General features: G+C 68.6%; 21 protein-coding genes and 1 pseudogene. 10 read left to right on the forward strand and 12 right to left on the reverse strand.

Annotation, left to right across the window (positions count from 1 at the left end; all coding sequences use genetic code 11):
• The first annotated feature begins 67 nt into the window (after positions 1–67).
• Positions 68–2647 (forward strand): ATP-dependent chaperone ClpB, encoded by a 2580-nt coding sequence (clpB, locus tag AC1RR5_RS08335; RefSeq protein ID WP_492920825.1) that lies wholly within the window; start codon positions 68–70, stop codon positions 2645–2647.
• Between the two features lie 65 nt (positions 2648–2712).
• On the forward strand, positions 2713–3045 hold the full coding sequence (locus AC1RR5_RS08340; protein WP_492920826.1) for a hypothetical protein: 333 nt from the start codon (positions 2713–2715) through the stop codon (positions 3043–3045).
• Between the two features lie 7 nt (positions 3046–3052).
• Here AC1RR5_RS08340 and AC1RR5_RS08345 read toward each other — a convergent pair whose 3' ends face one another.
• Genes AC1RR5_RS08345 through AC1RR5_RS08355 form a run of 3 tightly spaced genes read right to left on the reverse strand, consistent with a single transcriptional unit; the run spans position 3053 to position 3629 of the window.
• Positions 3053–3244 carry a hypothetical protein gene (locus AC1RR5_RS08345; protein WP_492920827.1) on the reverse strand — a complete coding sequence of 64 codons (192 nt, stop codon included), beginning with the start codon at positions 3242–3244 and terminating at the stop codon, positions 3053–3055.
• Positions 3241–3426 carry a coiled-coil domain-containing protein gene (locus tag AC1RR5_RS08350; RefSeq protein WP_492920828.1) on the reverse strand — a complete coding sequence of 62 codons (186 nt, stop codon included), beginning with the start codon at positions 3424–3426 and terminating at the stop codon, positions 3241–3243. The genes AC1RR5_RS08345 and AC1RR5_RS08350 overlap by 4 nt, the downstream gene beginning before the upstream one ends.
• Entirely contained in the window at positions 3423–3629 is a 207-nt protein-coding gene (locus AC1RR5_RS08355) for a hypothetical protein (RefSeq protein WP_492920830.1), read from the reverse strand. The genes AC1RR5_RS08350 and AC1RR5_RS08355 overlap by 4 nt, the downstream gene beginning before the upstream one ends.
• A gap of 552 nt (positions 3630–4181) precedes the next feature.
• Between AC1RR5_RS08355 and AC1RR5_RS08360 the strand changes: the two genes are divergently transcribed.
• Genes AC1RR5_RS08360 through AC1RR5_RS08370 form a run of 3 tightly spaced genes read left to right on the forward strand, consistent with a single transcriptional unit; the run spans position 4182 to position 5615 of the window.
• Entirely contained in the window at positions 4182–4307 is a 126-nt protein-coding gene (locus AC1RR5_RS08360) for a hypothetical protein (RefSeq protein WP_492920832.1), read from the forward strand.
• Entirely contained in the window at positions 4304–5218 is a 915-nt protein-coding gene (locus AC1RR5_RS08365) for a beta-1,6-N-acetylglucosaminyltransferase (protein ID WP_492920834.1), read from the forward strand. Before AC1RR5_RS08360 ends, AC1RR5_RS08365 begins: the two co-directional genes overlap by 4 nt.
• A 13-nt stretch (positions 5219–5231) precedes the next feature.
• Positions 5232–5615, forward strand: coding sequence for a hypothetical protein (locus AC1RR5_RS08370; RefSeq protein WP_492920836.1), 384 nt, complete (start codon positions 5232–5234; stop codon positions 5613–5615).
• Position 5616: 1 nt separating this feature from the next.
• Here AC1RR5_RS08370 and AC1RR5_RS08375 read toward each other — a convergent pair whose 3' ends face one another.
• Complete coding sequence (locus tag AC1RR5_RS08375; protein ID WP_492920838.1) at positions 5617–6180, reverse strand: TetR/AcrR family transcriptional regulator; 564 nt, start codon at positions 6178–6180, stop codon at positions 5617–5619.
• Positions 6181–6303: 123 nt separating this feature from the next.
• On the opposite strand from AC1RR5_RS08375, the gene AC1RR5_RS08380 reads away from it, so the two are divergent.
• On the forward strand, positions 6304–7272 hold the full coding sequence (locus tag AC1RR5_RS08380; RefSeq protein WP_492920839.1) for an SDR family NAD(P)-dependent oxidoreductase: 969 nt from the start codon (positions 6304–6306) through the stop codon (positions 7270–7272).
• A 34-nt stretch (positions 7273–7306) separates the two neighbouring features.
• Here the strand turns inward: AC1RR5_RS08380 and AC1RR5_RS08385 are convergent, their stop codons facing one another.
• From AC1RR5_RS08385 to bla, 5 genes and pseudogenes are all read right to left on the reverse strand, one after another.
• The gene (locus AC1RR5_RS08385; RefSeq protein ID WP_492920840.1) at positions 7307–9481 is read right to left on the reverse strand and encodes a hypothetical protein; all 2175 of its coding nucleotides are present in this window, start codon (positions 9479–9481) and stop codon (positions 7307–7309) included.
• A gap of 113 nt (positions 9482–9594) precedes the next feature.
• The gene (locus tag AC1RR5_RS08390) at positions 9595–12210 is read right to left on the reverse strand and encodes a glycoside hydrolase family 3 C-terminal domain-containing protein (protein ID WP_492920841.1); all 2616 of its coding nucleotides are present in this window, start codon (positions 12208–12210) and stop codon (positions 9595–9597) included.
• A gap of 85 nt (positions 12211–12295) precedes the next feature.
• Positions 12296–12610, reverse strand: coding sequence for a hypothetical protein (locus tag AC1RR5_RS08395; protein ID WP_492920842.1), 315 nt, complete (start codon positions 12608–12610; stop codon positions 12296–12298).
• 167 nt (positions 12611–12777) lie between these two features.
• Positions 12778–12858 (reverse strand): annotated as a pseudogene (locus AC1RR5_RS08400) (hypothetical protein); the annotation flags it as partial.
• A 30-nt stretch (positions 12859–12888) separates the two neighbouring features.
• The gene (bla, locus tag AC1RR5_RS08405) at positions 12889–13770 is read right to left on the reverse strand and encodes a class A beta-lactamase (protein WP_492920843.1); all 882 of its coding nucleotides are present in this window, start codon (positions 13768–13770) and stop codon (positions 12889–12891) included.
• A 98-nt stretch (positions 13771–13868) separates the two neighbouring features.
• Here bla and AC1RR5_RS08410 point away from each other — a divergent pair, with 98 nt between their 5' ends.
• Positions 13869–14738, forward strand: a complete 870-nt coding sequence (locus AC1RR5_RS08410; RefSeq protein ID WP_492920844.1) for a LysR family transcriptional regulator — start codon at positions 13869–13871, stop codon at positions 14736–14738.
• 200 nt (positions 14739–14938) lie between these two features.
• A complete protein-coding gene (locus AC1RR5_RS08415; RefSeq protein ID WP_492920845.1) occupies positions 14939–15508 on the forward strand; it encodes an OmpA family protein in 570 nt (189 codons plus the stop codon).
• Positions 15509–15614: 106 nt separating this feature from the next.
• Here the strand turns inward: AC1RR5_RS08415 and AC1RR5_RS08420 are convergent, their stop codons facing one another.
• Entirely contained in the window at positions 15615–16412 is a 798-nt protein-coding gene (locus AC1RR5_RS08420; protein WP_492920846.1) for an SDR family NAD(P)-dependent oxidoreductase, read from the reverse strand.
• A gap of 100 nt (positions 16413–16512) precedes the next feature.
• On the opposite strand from AC1RR5_RS08420, the gene AC1RR5_RS08425 reads away from it, so the two are divergent.
• Positions 16513–17013, forward strand: a complete 501-nt coding sequence (locus AC1RR5_RS08425; RefSeq protein WP_492920847.1) for a winged helix-turn-helix transcriptional regulator — start codon at positions 16513–16515, stop codon at positions 17011–17013.
• A 63-nt stretch (positions 17014–17076) separates the two neighbouring features.
• On the forward strand, positions 17077–18456 hold the full coding sequence (locus AC1RR5_RS08430) for a M20/M25/M40 family metallo-hydrolase (RefSeq protein WP_492920848.1): 1380 nt from the start codon (positions 17077–17079) through the stop codon (positions 18454–18456).
• Here AC1RR5_RS08430 and AC1RR5_RS08435 read toward each other — a convergent pair.
• A complete protein-coding gene (locus AC1RR5_RS08435) occupies positions 18453–18722 on the reverse strand; it encodes a GNAT family N-acetyltransferase (RefSeq protein ID WP_492920849.1) in 270 nt (89 codons plus the stop codon). The two genes, AC1RR5_RS08430 and AC1RR5_RS08435, sit on opposite strands and share 4 nt — an antisense overlap.
• Before the next feature lie 47 nt (positions 18723–18769).
• Entirely contained in the window at positions 18770–19957 is a 1188-nt protein-coding gene (locus tag AC1RR5_RS08440; protein ID WP_492920850.1) for an acetyl-CoA C-acyltransferase, read from the reverse strand.
• Positions 19958–20141: the final 184 nt, after the last annotated feature.

The raw sequence follows: 20141 nt of genomic DNA on the forward strand, positions 1-20141 counted from the left end.
TGGGATCGGCCGTGCTCAGAAGAGGCGGCTGGTCCAGATCCGCCTAGGAAGGGGACACCTTAGACACATGAATATCGATCTCTATTCGGACCGCGCCAAGCAGGCCGTCCAGTCGGCCCAGAGCCTGGCCCTCGCGCGAGGCCATCAGCAGTTCGCGCCCGAACACATTCTCAAGGTCCTGCTCGAGGAGAAGGACGGCCTGAGCCGCGCCCTGATCCAGAGCGCCGGCGGCCGCCCCGACCAACTGGACGGCGGCGTCGAGACCCTGCTGGCCAAGACCCCGCGCGTCGACGGCGCCGGCGGCCAGCTCTACATGAAGCCCGACACGGCCCGCGTCTTCGCCGAGGCCGAGAAGGGCGCCAAGGCGGCCGGCGACGCCTTCGTCACGACCGAGCGCCTGCTGATCGCCATCGCCAAGGAAGGCGCGGACGCGGCCAAGCTGTTCAAGGAAGCCGGCGTCAGCGCCCAGGCCCTGGAGACCGCCGCCAACGCCATCCGCAAGGGCCGCACCGCCGACAGCGCCAATGCCGAGGAAGGCTATGAGGCGCTCAAGCGCTATGCTCGCGACCTGACGGCGGCCGCCCGCGACGGCAAGCTGGACCCGGTGATCGGCCGCGACGAGGAAATCCGCCGCACCATCCAGGTCCTGTCGCGCCGCACCAAGAACAATCCCGTCCTGATCGGCGAGCCCGGCGTGGGCAAGACCGCCATCGTCGAGGGCCTGGCCCTGCGCATCGTCAATGGCGACGTGCCCGAAAGCCTGAAGGACAAGAAGTTGCTGTCCCTCGACATGGGCAGCCTGATCGCCGGCGCGAAATATCGCGGCGAGTTCGAGGAGCGCCTGAAGGCGGTGCTGGCCGAGACCACGGCGGCCGAGGGTTCGATCATCCTGTTCATCGACGAGATGCACACCCTGGTCGGCGCGGGCAAGGGCGATGGGGCGATGGACGCCTCCAACCTCTTGAAGCCCGCCCTGGCGCGCGGTGAGCTGCACTGCGTCGGCGCCACCACGCTGGACGAGTACCGCAAGCACGTCGAGAAGGACGCGGCCCTGGCCCGTCGCTTCCAGCCGGTGTTCGTCGGCGAGCCCACGGTCGAGGACACCATCTCGATCCTGCGCGGCCTGAAGGAGAAGTACGAGGTCCACCACGGGGTGCGTATCTCGGACTCGGCCCTGGTCGCCGCCGCCACGCTCAGCAACCGCTACATCGCCGACCGCTTCCTGCCCGACAAGGCGATCGACCTGATGGACGAGGCCTCCAGCCGCGTGCGCATGGCGATCGACTCCAAGCCCGAGGAGCTGGACGAGATCGACCGCCGCCTGGTGCAGCTGAAGATCGAGCGCGAGGCCCTGTCCAAGGAAACCGACGCCGCCTCCAAGCACCGCCTGGAGAACCTCGAGGTCGAGGTCGACGACCTGCAGTTCCGGTCGGACGAGATGACCGCCCGCTGGAAGGCCGAGAAGGACAAGGTCGGCGGCGCCGCGCAAGCGCGTGAAGCCCTGGACCGCCTGCGCGCCGACCTCGCCACCGCCCAGCGCGCCGGCGACTTCGCCCGCGCCGGCCAGATCCAGTACGGCGAGATCCCGGCCCTGGAACGCCGCCTGGAAGAGGCCGAGGAAGGCGACACCGCCGCCCTGACGCCGGAGGTCGTCGACGCCGAGCAGATCGCCGCCGTCGTCAGCCGCTGGACCGGGGTGCCGGTCGAGAAGATGCTGGAAGGCGAGCGCGAGAAGCTGCTCAAGATGGAGGACGAACTGCGCGGTCGCGTGGTCGGCCAGGACGAGGCGCTGGCCGCCGTGTCCGACGCCGTCCGCCGCGCCAGGGCCGGCCTGCACGACCCGACCAAGCCGATCGGCAGCTTCCTGTTCCTGGGCCCGACGGGCGTGGGCAAGACCGAGCTGACCAAGAGCCTGGCCGAGTTCCTGTTCGCCGACGAACACGCCATCACCCGGATGGACATGTCCGAGTACATGGAAAAGCACTCGGTCAGCCGCCTGATCGGCGCGCCTCCCGGCTATGTCGGTTACGACGAGGGCGGGGCGCTGACCGAGGCCGTCCGTCGCCGTCCGTACCAGGTCGTGCTGTTCGACGAGATCGAGAAGGCCCACCCGGACGTCTTCAACGTGCTGCTGCAGGTGCTGGACGACGGTCGCCTGACCGATGGCCAGGGCCGCACGGTCGACTTCCGCAACACGCTGATCATCATGACCAGCAACCTCGGCGCCGAATTCCTGGCCAACCAGGAAGAGGGTGAAGACGTCGAGGCTGTCCGGCCGCTGGTGATGGGCATGGTGCGCGGCCACTTCCGCCCCGAGTTCCTGAACCGGATCGACGAGATCGTGCTGTTCAACCGCCTGGCGCGGACGCACATGAGCGACATCGTTCGTATTCAGCTGCAGCGGGTCGAGAAGCTGCTGACCGACCGTCGCATGACGCTGTCGATCGACGCCGAAGCCCTGAACTGGCTCGCCGACAAGGGCTATGACCCCGTCTACGGCGCGCGCCCCTTGAAGCGCGTGATCCAGAAGGACCTGATCGACCCGATCGCCCGCAAGCTGCTGGCCGGCGAGATCGAGGACGGCGGCGTCATCGCCGTCGGGGTTGAGAACGGCCTGCTGTCGTTCGGAAAAGCGACGCTGCAATAACCGACAAGGGCCGCTCCGAAAGGGGCGGCCCTTTTTCTTGCGGCCACATCGGGTTATTCCCTCGCATGGCCAAAACCACCAAGCTCACCGTCGAGTTCGACATCGATATCGACGGCAACCCCTATGTCTGGCGTCTGCACCGTCTGCCGCAGTGGAACTACGACCCGTCGGAGCGCCACGGCAAGGTGATCGCCGCGCGCCACAAGGAAGGCCAGCGCGAGGCGCTGATCGAGTTCCCGCCCGGCCCGAAGCCCAAGTTCAGCGCCCCGCCGCTCAAGCCCTCGCAGATCCCGGTGCGCATCATCGCCAAGGCGATCACGTCGGCCATCGAGGCCGGCTGGGAGCCGCTGTCGCGCGGCAAGCCGGTGGTCATCTATGTGGATGAGGAAGGGGCGTAGGGGACGGCTACCCGTCCCCCGAAGCGGCGAGCGCGGCCGCTCCGGCCGGGGTGATGACCCAGCCGCCGCCGGTCCTCTCGGCCAAGCCCTGATCGGTCAGGGCGCGGGCGTCGCTGATATTGATCCAGTCGACGTCCTCGCCGGATTTCTTCCGCGCCAGGTTCTTAAGGGCCGCGCGCTGGCCAGGCGTGAGCGTCACGATTGTCCGCTCGCCAGCGGGTTCGGCGCCTGGCCTGGATGGCGACCGCTGAAGCGCTCCAATTCCTGCTGCATGCGCAGGACCTGGCCGCCCAGACTAGTGACATCGTTCTGCAATTGAGCGTTCCGGCGCTTGAGATAGTCGTTCTCGCGACGCATCGCCTGGGCGTCTTCATCGGTCATGAGCGCGCCTCCCCGACATTGGAACGCGGCGTCTTGCGAATGACCGCCCGCAGCAGGGCCGCGCGATCGGGATGCAGGCCCGGCGCCAGCAACTCCTTCTGCGCGCCCTCCCGGATCTCGCCCTTGTGCCGGCCGCCGAGGAAAAAGGCTTCGGCCCGCACCTCGCGGATCGAGACCTGGCGCACGCCGAAAATCGCCAGCACGGCGCTCCACGGGCTCACGGAAACCCCACGCGCGTCGGCGTGCGGACTGGAGTGTTCGAGGGGGAGGACATGACGTCCTTTCAGGCCAACGAGTCCGCATGGCGCGGGGTAATCCGTGGCGCAGGGATGATAGCGCGATCCGAGGGGGATGGCTCCCCAATCGGCGCAATCATTTCCCCGTCGCACGGATGTCCGTGCTAAGGTTTTCTTGAGGCGCGCAGTCACGCCATTCGGACCGGTCCGCCAAGCGGACGGTCCCTAGGTCCCGAAGCCGGGACGCCTATCAAGTTCACATCGCAAAAGAGTCGACCGCGACGGATCGGGCTTGGCCCGCGCCGCGCCCATGGCCGACGTCCGCCGCCTTCAAAAGGAACACCCATGTCCAAAGGCAATCGTGAAGTCCGCAAACCCAAGACGATCAAGCCCAAGGTGATCGCCGCCGCGCCGTCGGCGGCGCTCTCGCAGACCCTGGCGCCGCGCAAGAAGTAGCGGACGGGGCGCAGCGAGAAGACCGAACGCCGCGGACCGGCGCGCTCGACGAAAGGCCACACGATGAAAACCTATCCCGGAACACGCCCCTCGGCTCCCAAGGGCCTGAACGATTCCCGGTCGACCGGGAGCCAGCCTTCCAGGCCTCGGCCGATCGACCCGGACGCCCTGCGAGGCACCAAGTCTTGATCGCGCGCCGCGAGCCGCCGACCATCGCCTATCTGGTCCTGGTCCATCGTTATCCCGAACAGTTCAAGCGGCTGTTCAAGGCGATCCACGATCCGGCCAATCACTACCTTGTCCATGTCGACAAGAACGCCAGCCCGGGTCTGGAGGACGAGCTCCGCGCGTTCCTCGCGGCCTATCCCAACGCCGCCGTTCTCGAGGGCCAACGCGCCCTGTGGGGCGGCTACAGCCTGGTCGACGCCGAGCTGCGGGGCATGGCCAAGCTGCTCGAGATGGACGCCCGGTGGGACTATTTCATCAATCTCAGCGGCCAGGACTTTCCCCTGGCGACGCAGGACCGCATTCGCGACTTTCTCGGCGCCAACCGGGGGCGCGAGTTCATCCGGGTGTTGGACCAGGCCAAGAGCCGGCCCGAAACCATGGGGCGGATTCTCCAGCACGTGGTCGAGCAGGGCGGTCGCATCATCGACAGCCTGGTGACCCGTCTCTTCCTCAAGGACGCCACGCCCTACATCGGCAACCAGTGGAAGATGGTCAGCCGGGCGTTCTGCGAGTTCGTCTGTCACGACCCGTCGGTCGAGCGCTACAAGGCCTTCTACCGCAACACCTTCATCGCCGATGAGGGCTTCTTCCAGACCGTGATGATGAACACCGCCGCGCACGGCGAGATCGTCAACGACGACAAGCGGACGATCGACTGGGTTCCCGATGGGGACATCAAGCTTCGCCCTCGCACCTTCACCAAGGCCGACGCGGACATGCTGACGTCCAGCGCGGACCTCTTCGCGCGCAAGTTCGACGCCGAGGTCGATGCAGAGATCCTCGATATTCTGGAAGCCCATCTGCGGACCCAGGTCGTCGCCAGCGAGCGCACACCGGCGGTCGCCGACCCGCTCGCGATGTTGGTGGCCTAGGGTGGGAGCGCGGGTGGCTGACCCGATCAGCCGCAATCTCGTGATGGCGCTGTGCGCGACGGCGTATGTGGGCGTCGTCGGCTTGTCCGTGGCCGATCTCCTGCGCGATCCGCCCTTGAAGACCTACGTCATCGTTCCAGACGGCGACTGGACGCAGTGCGCCGAAATTCGCGCCACCAGCGAGCGTCTGGCCCGCCAGGAGGTGCTGCGGCGTCCGGCGCCGCCGCGTGCGGCGGAAGACTGCCTTGTCCGGCCCGCCCTGGCGGCGGTGGACTCGCGCCTGGTTCTCGCGCGTGGCTTCAACGCCCTGCTCGCCGTCTCGGCGATCCTGGCGGCGCTCTGGATGGGTTTCGCGGTGACCCGGTCCTGGCGTCTGGACATGAACTCGCCCGCCTAGCCTACCGCACCCGCAACCCGTCCATCATCACCCCTAGCAACCGCCGCGCGCCAACCTCCCAGCCGGGCAGCTCATACCCCTGGCTGAGGCCCCCCATCATCCGCAGGATGTCCTCGAAGCCGATGTCGGACCGGATGGCGTTCGTGGCGTGGGCGGCGTCGGTCAGGCGTTGCAGGGCCGGCAGGATGGTCGCGCCGGAGGTGGCGTAGACGCGCGAGCCTTCGCCCGGATCGGCGCGCAGGGCGGGGGCGACGACGCGCTTGGTGGCCATGTAGTCGATCAAGAGGTCCAGCCAGGCGGCCAGGGCTTCGCCGGCCGGGCGGCCTGCCAGGAAGTCGTCGGCGGCCCGCGCCAGTTGCGCCAGTTCCCGCTCATAGACCGCCGCCACCAGGGCCTCGCGGGTGGGGAAGTGGCGGTAGAGCGTGCCGATGCCCACGCCGGCGCGGCGGGCGATGTCTTCCAGCGGCGCGTCGGCGCCCGTCTCGGCGAAGGCCGTCTTGGCCGACGTCAGCAGCAGTTCGCGGTTGCGCAGGCTGTCGGCGCGGGGTTTGCGCGCCCCTTTCACGCTTGGGAGTTCAGAATTTTCGGACATCGGTCTTGAAAAACGGAGGATGCCTCCGAATATGTATCCGGAGCCTTCCTCCACTTATCCTCCGGATCGGCTCGGACAACAAGGGACGAGAGAGTCATGAGCAATTCCTTCGGCGCCACCTCCACCACCGACGACGTCCTGGTCGGCGTCGATCTCAAGGGCAAGCGGGTGCTGGTCACCGGCGTCTCGGCCGGCCTGGGGGTCGAGACCGCCCGCGCCCTGGCCGCCCACGGCGCCGATGTCGTGGGCGCGGCCCGCGACCTCCAGAAGGCCGAGGGCGCGACCGCCGCCGTGCGCGAGGCGGCCGCCAGGAGCGGCGGTTCGCTGTCGCTGATCGAACTGGACCTGGCCAGCCTGGCGAGCGTGCGCGCCGCCGCCGACGCCCTCGTAGCTGACGGCCGGGCCTTCGACCTGGTGATCGCCAATGCCGGCGTCATGGCCACGCCCTTCGGCAAGACCGTCGACGGCTTCGAGACCCAGTTCGGCACCAACCACCTGGGCCACTTCACCTTCATCAACCGCATCGCCAGCCTGCTGAAGGCCGGGGCGCGGGTGGTGTCGCTGGCCTCGTCGGGTCACCGCTTCTCGGACGTCAATCTCGAGGATCCGAACTTCGAGACGACAGAGTACGTGCCGTTCGCCGCCTACGGCCGCTCCAAGACCGCCAACATCCTGTTCGCCGTCGAGTTCGACCGTCGCCACAAGGATCGCGGCGTGCGAGCCGTGGCGGTGCATCCGGGTGGCATCCAGACCGAGCTGGCCCGCCACCTGGATCCGGCCTTCATCCAGGGCATGATCGACAACCTGAACGCCGAGGCCGCCGCCAAGGGCGCGGACGCCTTCCAGTGGAAGACTATCCCACAGGGCGCGGCCACCAGCGTCTGGGCCGGCGTCGTGGCCCCGATCGACGAGGTCGCCGGCCGCTACTGCGAGGACTGCCACCTCGCGCCGCCGGTCGAGGACGCCTCGGAGGTCCGCTACGGCGTGCGCTCTTACGCGCTGGATCCGGCCAACGCCCAGGCCCTGTGGGCGCTGAGCGAGAAGCTGGTCGGCGAGACGTTCTAAGCCGCTGGAGGGGCGGGGAGAGGTTCCCGCCCCCTTAGCCGTAGTGGATGTCGTAGCTGCCCGCGCCCGTGCCGACCGTCAGGCCGGTGACGCCGGTCAGCCTGATCAGCCCGTCGCCGATCGGAATCACGTCGGGACCCGTCCCGCCTACAGTGTTCACCCCAATCTGGCTGTCCTGGGCATAGACATAGGTGTCGCCGCCCCAGCTGAAGACCGCGCCCGTGCTCGCCGCCACATGGGCCGAAACGGCGATCAGGGCGTCCTGCAGGGTGGCCTTGCCGTCGGCATAGGCCTGGACGTTCGCGGTGATCGCATGGATCTGGGTGTCCAGGACCAGGTGGTCGACGCCTTTCTGGAAGCCGATGATCTGGGGCGGCGGGCTCAGGGTGACGCCGTTGGAGATGTGCAGGTTAGTCAGGCCGGAGCCGGGACCCGACGCGGCGGCGGCGGTGTCGTAGCCGCCAGCGCCCAGGCTGATCGTGTCCACGCCGGCGCCCAGATAGAACTTGCTCGCGGCCAGGACCGGGTTGGAGCCGTTCGCCCCAGTGAAGTAGATGCGCAAGTTGTTGGTCCCGTCGCCCAGGCGGAAGACCTGTTCGGTGGTCGACGGGTTGACCCGGTAGGACAGACTCAGGTCGCCGGCCTGCGTGGCGTCGACATTTGTGAAGCTGCCGGCGATCTGGGCGGTCAGCGATCCCGCGCCGTCGATGACCAGGTTGGGCAGCGGCCCGCGGTAGTTGGGGCTGAGCGCGCTGTTGGTCGAGAAACCGACGATCATGCCGGCCGTGCTGTTGCTATCGACATGCAGGGCCAGGGTCCCGTTGTTGTCGAGCGGTCCGTCGCTGCGGCCGTAGAACACGATCGCGCCGCCGTCGGGCTGGTAGTAGCCGCGGCCGACGCTTTCCTGGGTCGTCGGCGCGCCCATGAAGTTCTGCAGGTGGACATCGACCCGAGCGCTCTGGTCGGTCGTGCCGTTGGCCGAGAGGATGACGCCGTTGGGCGTGTCCTTCAGCACCACTAGCTCGCGATTATAGGCGCCGATGCTGACCAGGCCGGTGTAGGCCGCATCGTTGAGGACGCTGTAGATCACCGACGCCCCCGTTACCGAAGGCATGCCGCCCGAGTGCAGGTAGACGGTCTGGAAGCCGCTGATTGTCCCTTCGTGGAAGGTCGAACCGCCGTCGATATGCAGGGTGTTGGACGCGCCGGTCGCGGTCACGGTCGAGCCCGGGACCGAGCCGCCCTTGAGCCAGACGGTGTTGTTGCCGCCGGTCACGGCGACGCTGCTGATCTGCTCGGGCACGCCCAGCGAGCCGGGCGTGAGGCCCAGACGCCCCAGCACCAGGGCGTCGCCGCCGTCGGCGGTGACACGGCCATAGACCGTGCCGTTGACGGTGATCTTGTCGTGGCCCGCGTTGGCGGCGAGGGTCTGGCCGGCCGCGAGGTCGCCGGCGAAGGTGATGGTGTTGTCGTCGGGCGTCGCGGCCGGCGGGGGTCCGTAGACCGTCACCAGCTCGCCGCGGAAGAAGGCCACGCCGTCCAGCGCAAGATCGGCCAGGAAGGCGTCGTTGGCCTTGGCGTAGGTCCCGACATCCTCCTTGGCGGCGGCCGACAGCAGCCATCCGACCATGGCGGCCTTGGTCCCGACGCCCTCCAGGCCGTCGCCGCCATAGGTGGCGAAATAGGCGTTGCGGGTGTAGGTCCCGCCCTTGCCGTCGGGCACCTGGCTGTTGAGCAGTTCGTCGATCTTGGCCGCGTCCGGCGTGACGCCGAAGATCTCGGCATAGGCCTTGGCCACCGCCTGGCCCATGGTCAGGGCGCCGTAGTTGGTGGCGAACCAGGTCGCGCCTTCGCCGGCCTTGCCCAGGTTCAGGGCGAAGTTGATGTAGCGGTTCTCGACGTTGAACGCCTGATAGTAGGCCGAATTCAGGTTGTTGGCGTTCGGGCCGCCGGCCGAGACCAGGTAGTCGAACCCATGGTGGAACGGCGTCGAGCCGGTGAAGAAGTTGTACGACAGGCTGGCCACCGAGGTCGTGTCGACCGCCAGCCTGACCACCTGCGACTGGGCCGCCGCCACGGTCAGGGTCCCCGCGTCGACCTGGGTCGACAGGTTGGCCAGCAGGGTCTGATGCGTCGCCGGAATGTGGGCGAAATCGGACCGCATGACGTTGTCGTAGTAGGTCTTCAGACCCTGCAGGGTGGTAGCCATGAACGCGCGCTCCCCATCGCTCGACCGACGAGCGTTGGCCTACCCTATATAGGGTTTGCTAAACACCCTCAAGCTGAGCCTTGATGCGACGTCGCACCTAAGGTGGATGTCGGCTACGGCGTCAGGGTCACCTTCGCCGCCGCGCCGGCCGCCTGGGGCAGGCCCGGCCGCGAGACGGGCTGACCGCCGCCGATCCACAGGTCGGCCGCGCCGGGGACGACGCTCTTCCTGCCGTCGGCGTCGACCGTGGCGAAGGCTGCCGCGTCCAGGGCGAAGGTCAGCTTGCGGGTCTCGCCCTTCTTCAGCGTGACGCGCTGGAAGTCTTTCAGGGCCCGCACGGGCGCGCCGCTCACGCCGGGACGGGTGACGTACAGCTGGGCCACCTCGTCGCCGTCGCGGCCGCCGGTGTTGGTGACGTCGACGCTGACGGTCAGCGGCTGGCCGGCCTTGACCTTGGCGGCGCTGAGCACCGGCTTGCCGTACTTGAAGCTGGTGTAGGACAGGCCGTAGCCGAACGGATACAGCGCCTCGCCCTTGAAGTAGCGATAGGTGCGGCCGGCCATGGTGTAGTCCTTGAACGGCGGCAGCTGGTCGGCCGAGCGGTAGAAGGTCACCGGCAGGCGGCCGGCCGGGCTGAAGTCGCCGGCCAGCAGGTTTGCTACGGCCCTGCCGCCTTCGCCGCCCGGATACCAGGCCTCGACGATGGCCGGCAGCTTCTGGTCGGCCCAGTTCACCGCCATGGCCGAGCCGTTGATGAGCACCATCACCGTGGGCTTGCCCGTGGCGACCAGGCCTTCGAGCAGCTTTTGCTGCGGGCCGGGCAGGTCCAGGCTGGTGCGGTCGCCGCCGGCGAAGCCCGGCGCGTGGACCGGCATCTCCTCGCCCTCGACCCGCGCCGACAGGCCGCCGACGAAGACGATCAGGTCGGCGTCCTTGGCCGCGGCGATGGCGGTGTCGGCGTTGTCGGCCGGCTGGCTCCAGGTCAGGCGCTGGCTGCCGCGATTGCTGTCCTGGCGGGCCTCGATCGTGATGGCGTACGCCTTGCCGGCGGTCAGCATCACGGTCTGGGCCTGGCTCGGATCTTGGATCGTGTCCCAGGCTTCGGCGACGGCCTTTCCGTCGATCTTGATGCGCCAGCCGCGCTCGCCCTCGATGGCGAAGCTGTGCGGCCCGCTTTGCGTGGGCGTGACGAAGCCGCTCCAGCGGATCGACGCCTTGCGCGCCGTGCGCGTCGGCCAACCCCAGCGCAGGGAGGCGTTGGCGTCGACACGCGTGGCGGTCGGCGCGCCGGCCAGTTCCAGGCCCGCGAACTCTTCCGCCTTCAGGCCTTTCGTCGCGCAGGCGGCGTCCTGGCAGAAGATCGCGTCGGGCGCGTTCTCGCTGGGCGGACCGATCAGGCCCGTGCCTTCGACGAAGGTGACCTTGGCATCGGGGAAGCGCTCACGCAGGCCGGCCAGCACGGTGATCGGCTTGGACGGCGTGCCGTTGTAGTTGCCCACCAGGGCGTCGACGCTGTCGGCATTCGGGCCGATCACGGCGATCGACTTGGGCGCGGTCTTCAGCGGCAGCAGGCCGTCGTTCTTCAGCAGCACCATGGCCTTCTGCGCGGCCTTCAGGGCCAGGGCGCGGTGGGCGGGGGTGTCGTTGTCGGCGGCGGTGATCTTGGCCCACGGACCCGAGCCGGGCGGATCGAACAGGCCCAGGCGGATGCGGCCCTCGAACAGGCGGCGGGCGGCCTGGTCGACCTCGGCCTCGGTCGCCAGGCCGGTGCGCACGGCCTCGACGATGGCCGGGGCCTCGACGCCGTTGGGGCCGCCGAAGTCGCACAGCAGGTCGGTGCCGGCCTTGACCGTCACGGCGAAGGCCTCGGCGGGCGTCTTGCGATAGGCGTGCGAGGTCGGCAGCCAGACGTCGGCGATGGCGGCGCAGTCCGAAACCACATGGCCGTCGAACTTCCATTGGCCGCGCAGCTTGTCCTTCAGCAGCATGTCGCTGGCGCAGGCCGGCTGGCCGTCGACGGCGTTGTAGGCGCACATCACCGACTGGGCCTTGGCCTTGGTGACCAGGACCTCGAAGGCCGGCAGGTAGGTGTCTTCCAGGTCGTGGCGCGAGGGATGGATGTCGTCGCGATGGCGGTCGGCCTCGGGACCGCTGTGCACGGCGAAGTGCTTGGCCATGGCCAGGGTCTTCAGGTGGTTCAGGTCGGGACCCTGCAGCCCCTCAACGAAGGCCGAGCCCAGGGTCGCGGTCAGGTGCGGATCCTCGCCCCAGGTCTCCTGGCCCCGGCCCCAGCGCGGGTCGCGGAAGATGTTGATGTTGGGCGACCAGACCGTCAGGCCGCGATACTGGGCGGTGCTGCCGTCGGGTGCGACCTTCTCAAGATATTTGGCGCGGAACTCGGTGGCGATGGTGTCGGCCACCTCATGGACGAACGGTTCGTCCCAGGTGGCGGCCATGCCGATCGCTTGCGGAAAGACGGTGGCTTCGCCGGCCCGGGCCACGCCGTGCAGGCCCTCGTTCCACCAGTTGTAGGCGGGAACGCCGAGGCGCGGGATGGCGGGCGCGGCGTGGCGCAACTGGGCGGCCTTCTCCTCCAGCGTCATGCGGCTGACGAGGTCGGCGGCGCGCTGGGCGGCGGGGAGTTTGGGGTCCTGGTAGGGGAGAGTCTGGGCCGCTACCGATGAAGCGAACGCTAGCGCGATCAGCGAGGGCGCGATGAGGTTCCGCATGGTCGTTTCTCTCCCCGTCCCGGTTTGGCCACCGGTGTCAGCGCGGGAAAGCTAGCAGAAAAGTTACCGGTAACAAGTGGTGCGCTTAGCGTCGCTTCAGCTTCCTCAGCGCGGCCTGCATCGCCATGGCCTGGGCGGCCGGCGGCTTGTCCGTATCGAGGCGATCGAGCGCCTCGTGCATGGCGGGCGGTAGTTGGCGCGGCTTGGCCTGCGGGACCATGGCGGCGACCTTGCGGACCTCGGCGGCCATCTGGCCGCATAGCCGGGCCTTGGCGCGGGCCTTGGCGATGACGGCGGGGTCGTCCGTGGTTTCGGCCAAGGCCCAGGCGGCGTCGAGGGCGGCCATCAGCTTGGCCTGGAGGTCGGCGCACCAGGTGGAGGGGGATTGGGTCTGGCTCATGGGGAAGAGCATGAGGGCGTTGAGAGGGGCGGGGATAGGAAACGGGTGTTTTTGGGTAAGTGGCTGGCGCGACATGGAAACGTCGGTGACTGAGCGGGGATAAGCACGGGAATTGCGCCCCCTCCGTCACGATGCGTATCCGCATCGCGCCACCTCCCCCGCTTCGCAGGGGAGGAGGAAGCGGCTCTTTCCTGCCCCGCTTGCGGGGGAGGTGGATCGGCGCCGACAGGCGACGAGACGGAGGGGGCGCTCCACGCCGTCACCCTGTGGATAACTTTCTACGCTCCAAACCCCGCCGCCACGGCCGCCCGCGCCACATCCGCCAGCACCGCGCTGCGCACGTCATCATCCGCGCTCCCCCGATCGTGGAAGCTCGCGATCAGCACCGGCTTCCGCCCCGGCGGCCAGGCGATGGCCACGTCATTGGTCTGGTCCTTGCCGTTGTTGCCGGTCTTGTCGCCGACCCGCCAGCCCTTGGGCAGGCCCGCCCGCAGGCGCCTGTCGCCGGTCTTGTTGGCCACGACCCAGGCGGTCAGCTGTTTCCGCGAGGCGGGAGACAGGGCGTCGCCCAGCAGCAGGGTCTTCCAGGTCTCTGCGATGGCTGCCGGCGTGGTGGTGTCGCGGGGATCGTCGGGCGCGCCGGTGTTCAGCTCCGGCTCGAGGCGGTCGCTGCGGGTGGTCTGGTCGCCGATGGCGCGCAGGAAGCGGGTGAGATCCGTCGGCGCGCCCAGCGCATTGAACAGCAGGTTGGCGGCGGCGTTGTCGCTGCGGGTGATCGTGGCGTCGCACAGGGCGCCGATCGTCATGCCGTCCTCGACATGCTTCTCGACCACCGGCGAATTGCCCATCAGCACGTCGCGGCCGTAGGTGATCCTGCGGTCCAGGCGCTCGCGGCCCTGGTCGACGCGGCGCAGGATGGCGGCCGAGAGCGGCATCTTGATCGTGCTGCACATCCGGAAACGCTCGTCGCCGCGCCAGGCGAAGCGGCGGCCCGTCTGGGTGTCCAGCACCGCCACGCCAAGGCGTCCGCCGCTGCGGCGCTCCAATTCGTTAATACGTGAAGTAAGGTCTGGCGCCGCCGTCTGGGCGGCTTGCGAAAACGCGGGCAGCAGAACGGGCGCGGCCGCCAGGGCCGTCAACAGCTGACGTCGGTGCAACATGTGGGGGTCTCCTTGCCCGCGGAACCTGCCGGGGGCTGGCCTCGCCCGCAAACGACGATACCTTGGTCGACCCATTAGCTCCGTTAGGGTCATCGTTAATGAGCCGCGCCCAGCTGCCCCTGAACGCCTTGCGCGCCTTCGAGGCCTCGGCCCGGCACCTTTCGTTCACCCGGGCCGCGATCGAGCTGTGCGTGACCCAGGCCGCCGTCAGCCACCAGGTGAAGGGGCTCGAAGCCAGGCTCGGCGCGGCCCTGTTCCGCCGCCTGCCGCGTGGTCTCGCCCTGACCGACGAGGGCCTGGCCCTGCTGCCTAGCGTGCGGGACTCGTTCGACCGGCTGGACGACGTCTTGGCCCGGTTCGAGGGCGGCCGGGTGCTGGAGGTGCTCAGCGTCGGGGTCGTGGGCACCTTCGCGGTGGGCTGGCTGCTGCCGCGACTGCCGGCCTTCCGCGAGGCCCACCCGTTCGTGGACCTGCGGCTCTTCACCAACAACAACCGCACCGACCTGGCGGGCGAGGGGCTGGACTGCGCGGTGCGGTTCGGCGACGGGGCCTGGCATGGCACCGAGGCGTCGCCGCTGTTCGAGGCGCCGATGAGCCCGCTGTGCGCGCCGGCCCTGGCCGAGCGGATCAAGGAGCCCACGGACCTCTTCGGTGAGACCCTGCTGCGCAGCTACCGCGCCGCCGACTGGCCCGACTGGTTCGCCGCCGCCGGCCTGTCGCCGCCGCCCATCCGCGGGCCGGTGTTCGACAGCTCTTGGGTGATGGTCGAGGCGGCGATGCAGGGATTGGGGGTGGCGCTGGCGCCGCCGATGATGTTTGCTCGCGATCTGCAGCAGGGGCGCCTGGTTCGGCCCTTCTCGACTCAGGTCAGCGCCGGTCGCTACTGGCTGACCTGGCTGAAGTCCAAGGCCCCGACGCCGGCCCTGCAGGCCTTTTCGGCGTGGCTTTCCAGCACGGAAAATCAATAAAGAATTTTCGGAACCAAACGCCGCACACGGCGCTTGCGCGCGGTTCTATAGGTTCGGAAACCGTCGCCATATCAATGGCATAGCTTGGCCCGGAAGCGCCGGAATCGCGCCCATCTTTGGCCAAGTTCCGCTGCCCGATTTGGTCCTGCGAGCGTTGCAGGACGTCTCGCAGCCCCATTCTACGGACGAGACCCAAACCCATGATAGCAAGCACGAAGACCATGATGATCGCCGCCGCCCTGGTGATGGGCGGCCTGTCGGTCAGCGGCTGCGCCACCAAGAAGTACGTCAACACCCAGGTTGGCGCCGTCAATGAGCGGGTCAGCACTCATGACACCCAGATCGGTGAGCTGGACAAGACCTCGAAGGAAGCCCTGGATCGCGCCATCGCCGCCGGCAAGCTGGCCGAGGGCAAGTTCCAGTACGCCCTGGTGCTGAGCGATGACTCCGTGAAGTTCCCGGTCAACGCCGCGAACCTCTCGCCGGAAGCCGAGCAACGCCTGTCGGAGTTCACCGAGAAGCTGAAGGCCGACAACAAGAACGTGTACCTGGAAATCCAGGGCCACACCGACAACTCGGGCTCCAAGGAATACAACGACGAGCTCGGTGAGAAGCGCGCCGAGACCGTGCGCAAGTTCCTCAGCGTGCACGGCGTCGCCCTGAACCGCATGGCGACCATCTCGTACGGCCAGGACGCTCCCGTCGCCGCCAACGAAACGCGTGAGGGCCGGGCCCAGAACCGCCGCGTCGTCGTGATGGTGCTCAGCTAGTTTCGCGTTCCCGGCGGTTTCCCACTGGTGGCATCAACCCAGTAGGAAACCGTCAGGGCGGACTCGTCGGCGCGGGAGTGAGCGCCGCGCCGACGAGCTTTCCGCTTTAAGCTTTGAAGCGAGCCGCTGGCTCGCTGCGCGACAGGTTCGGATAAAGCTTGGCCTTGGCGGCCAGGGCGCCGTCCCAGTCGGCCGCGTCGGGCAGGGACGGGATCGTCACCAGCTCGCCCTGGTCGAAGCCGGCAATGGCCGCGTCGACCATGTCGTCGACATCCATGATCATGTTCGGATCCATCGCATGGATGTCAGAGCCCGAACGTTCCCAGATCTCGGTGCGCGTCGCGCCGGGCAGCACGGCCTGCAGGCGCACGGCGGAGTCGGCCAGCTGCACGCGCAGGGCCTGGGTCAGGTACAGCACGAAGGCCTTGGTCGCGCCGTAGACCGGCATGCCCAGTTCCGGGGCCAGGCCGACCACCGAGGCCAGGTTGACGATCGCACCCTTGTTGCGCGGCACGAAGTTGCGGGCCGCCGCCGAGGCCAGGCGGGTGACGGTGGTCACGTTCAGCTGGATCATCTTCTCGAAGGCGTCGGGATCGGAGGCGACGAAGTCGTTCGACCCGGCGACGCCGGCATTGTTGATCAAGGCGTTGATCGTGGTGTCTGTCGCCAGGCGCTGTTCCAGTTTCAGGACGTCGGCCTTGTCGGTCAGGTCGGCCTTGATGACCTCGACCTTGACGCCGGTCTCGCCGCGCAGGCGGTCGGCGAGGGTGTTCAGGCGGGCTTCGTCGCGGGCGACCAGGATCAGGTCGTAGCCGCGCTTGGCCAGGCGGTCGGCATAGACCGCGCCGATGCCGGTCGAAGCGCCGGTGATCAGGGCCGTACCCTTGGTGTTGGTGTCGCTCATCGTGGTAGCCTCAGTCTCTCGCCGAGGCCCCATCGGTCCGGCTCCACGCTTAGCTATGAGGTAACTTGCTTTTCGCAAGTCGCTTCCCAGATTATTTGTCATGAGCAAGCCCGAGCGCCCCCCCACCCAATGCCCTGTCGGCCGCACGCTGGAGCGGGTGGGCGACCATTGGACCCTGCTGATCCTGCGCGACGCGGCCCAGGGGCTGACCCGTTTCGACCAGTTCGAGAAGAGCCTGGGCGTGGCGCCCAACATCCTGACCAAGCGCCTGGCCGGCCTCGTGGAGAACGGGATGCTGGAGAAGCGCGCCTATAGCGAGCGGCCGCCGCGCTTTGAGTATCTGCTGACGGACCTGGGCCGCGACTTCGCGCCGGTGCTGACGGCGATGCTGGCCTTCGGCAACCGCCACTTCGCCATCGAGGGTGTGGCCGGCCAGCTCGTGGACCGTGAGACGGGTGTCGCCGCCGAGCCGATCATGGTCGACCGCATCAGCGGCAAGCCGATCACCGGCGAGCACTTCGCCTACACGCCCGGTCCCGCCGCCGGGCCCGAGGTGCTGGACCGCGTGGCCTTCATGGCGGCGAAGGCGGCAAAGGCCTGAAAAAGGCTTGCGCGAGACGAGCCTGGCCGGAAACGTGCGCGCCTGATTTCGTCCGGAGCCCGCATGCGCTTGCCCCTTACCCTCGCTGCCGTCCTGATGGCCAGCGCCGCCCATGCCCAGCAGGCGCCGTCGGCTGACCAGCCGGTGCTGCGGACCATCGCCGCCGACGTCGACGCCAAGGCGCTGGAGAGCACGATCCGCGCGCTGGTGGGTTTCGGCACCCGCCACACCCTGTCGGACACCAAGTCCGACAAGCGCGGCATCGGCGCGGCCCGGCGCTGGACCAAGGCCCGCTTCGAGGCGATCTCCAAGGACTGCGGCGGCTGCCTGACGGTCGAGACACCCAGCCAGGTGTTCACCGGCAAGCGGATCCCCAACCCGACCGAGGTCATGGACGTCCTGGCCATCCAGAAGGGCACGACCGATCCCAGCCGGGTGATCGTCATCGCCGGCCATATCGACAGCCGCGTCACCGACGTCATGGACTTCACCAGCGACGCGCCGGGCGCCAATGACGACGGCTCGGGCGTGGCGGCGGTGATCGAGGCGGCGCGGGTGCTGAGCAAGCACAAGTTCCCGGCCACCCTGGTGTTCGCGGTCCTGTCGGGCGAAGAGCAGGGGCTCTACGGCGGCAAGGTGCTGGCCGAATATGCCCGCACCCAGGGCTGGAAGATCGAGGCCGACCTCAACAACGACATCGTCGGCAACAGCCGCGGCCAGAGCGGCGTGATGGACAACACCCACGTTCGCGTCTTCTCGGAGGGCACCAAGGCGGTCGAGACGCCCGAACAGGCCAATGGCCGCCGCTACAACGGCGGCGAGGTCGACAGCCCCTCGCGGAATCTCGCGCGCTACATGGACGGGCTGGCCGACAAGTACCTGACCAATTTCGACGTGGTGATGGTCTATCGCACCGACCGCTACGGCCGGGGCGGCGACCAGGTGCCGATGCTAGAGGCCGGCTATCCGGCCGTGCGGGTGACCGAGGCGGTCGAGAACTACGACCGCCAGCACCAGGACCTGCGCACCGAGAACGGCCGGCCCTATGGCGACACGGTCGAGGGCGTCGACTTCGCCTACCTGGCCCAGGTCACGCGGCTGAACACGGTGACCATGGCCAGCCTAGCCTCGGCCCCGCCGCCGCCGTCGGGCGTCAGGATCGAGGGGGCGGTCAGCCCCGACACCAAGGTCTCGTGGGCCGCCACGCCGGGCGCGGCCGGCCACAAGGTGTCATGGCGCGTGACCACCGACCCACAGTGGCGCTTCAGCCGCTGGGTTCCGGCCGGCCCAGAAACGCCTCATGGCACGACCTTGAAGGACGTGGTGATCGACGACTTCTTCTTCGGGGTGTCGGCGGTCAGCGCCGACGGCTGGGAGAGCCCGACGGTGTTCCCGGGCGCGGCAGGCAGCTTCGAGAGCCCGCCGCCCGCACCCAAGCCTTAGGCGATCAGGTCCGGGTCGTTCCGCTTCAGCCAGGCGGCCGCGTAGGAGCATAGCGGGGTGATCCGCATGCCCTCGGCGCGGGCCGTCTCGGCGACGCGGCCCATCAGCCGGCCGGCCGCGCCGGTGCCGCGCAGGGCCATGTCGGCCTCGACATGCGGGATCACCAGCCGGTGGCCCGAGCGCTGGTAGTCGGCCCACGCCAGGTGGCCGTCTTCCTCCAGCTCGTAGCGGCTGAGTTCGGGGTTGTGGCGGAAGGTGTCGGTCATGACGAGTGAACGCGTCTCAACGGGAATCTGATCCGCCCCAGATAGGGTCAGACCAGCTCCACCGCCATGGCCGTGGCCTCGCCGCCGCCGATGCAGAGCGACGCCAGGCCCTTCTTGCCGCCGCGCGCCTGCAGGGCGTTGATCAGGGTGCAGAGGATCCGCGCGCCCGAGGCGCCGATCGGGTGGCCCAGGGCGCAGGCGCCGCCGTTGACGTTCAGCTTGTCCTCGGGGATGCCGAGCTCCTGCTGGGCGATCATGGCGACGACGGCGAAGGCCTCGTTGACCTCGAACAGGTCGACGTCGGAAACCGCCCAGCCGGCCCTCTTCAGCGCCTTCCTCATGGCCGGCACGGGGGCGGTGGTGAACAGGCCCGGCTCGTGGGCGTGGGCGGCGTGGCTGACGACGCGGGCGACGATCGGCAGGCCCAGGGCTTTGGCCACGCTCTCGCGGGTCATGACCAGGGCGGCGGCGCCGTCGCTGATCGAGCTGCTGTTGGCCGCCGTGATGCCGCCGTCGCGGGCGAAGGCGGGACGCAGGGTCGGGATCTTGGCCGGATCGGCCTTCAGCGGCTGCTCGTCGGTGTCGACGACCTCGGTCCCCTTGCGGCTGGTGACGGTCACCGGGGTGATCTCGGCCTTGAAGGCGCCGCTCTGGATAGCGTGCTTGGCCTTGGCCAGACCCTTGGTCGCGTAGTCGTCCATGGCCTCGCGGCTGAACTGGTACTGGGCCGCCGTCTCCTCGGCGAAGGCGCCCATCAGCTTGCCCGGCGTGTAGGCGTCCTCCAGGCCGTCCAGGTACATGGAGTCCCACATCTGGTCGTGGCCGATGCGGGCCCCAGCGCGGTGCTTGGACATCAGGTAGGGCGCGCCGGTCATGCTCTCCATACCGCCGGCGACGACGACGTCGACCGAGCCTGCGGCGAGGGCGTCGTGAGCCATGATCGCCGCCTGCATGCCGCTGCCGCACATCTTGTTGACGGTGGTCGCCTCGACGGAAAGGGGAAGGCCCGCGCCCAGCGCCGCCTGGCGGGCCGGCGCCTGGCCAAGGCCGGCCGGCAGCACGCAGCCCATGATGATCTGCTCGACCTTGTCGCCCGCGACGCCGGCCCGCTCGATGGCCGCCTTGACCGCCGCCGCGCCCAGGTCCGTGGCCTTCACACCGCCCAGGGCACCCTGGAAACCGCCCATCGGCGTGCGGGCATAAGAGACGATGACGACGGGATCAGACGCGGACATGGATTAAGCTCCCAGAACGTAATTTTGAGGCGAGATAGGCCCTGATCGCCTCGTGATGCGCAAGCGGCTTGCGATTTTGTGATGGGAAAGGGGCGAGGAGGCGTCGGCCGAAACCAGGCCTCCTCGCCAGTCATGCAATAACCGAGAGAGTCAATTGCGATTAAAAACGTACGGCAGTTCATCT

The organism is Caulobacter sp. GW821-FHT11E11 (assembly GCF_058808315.1).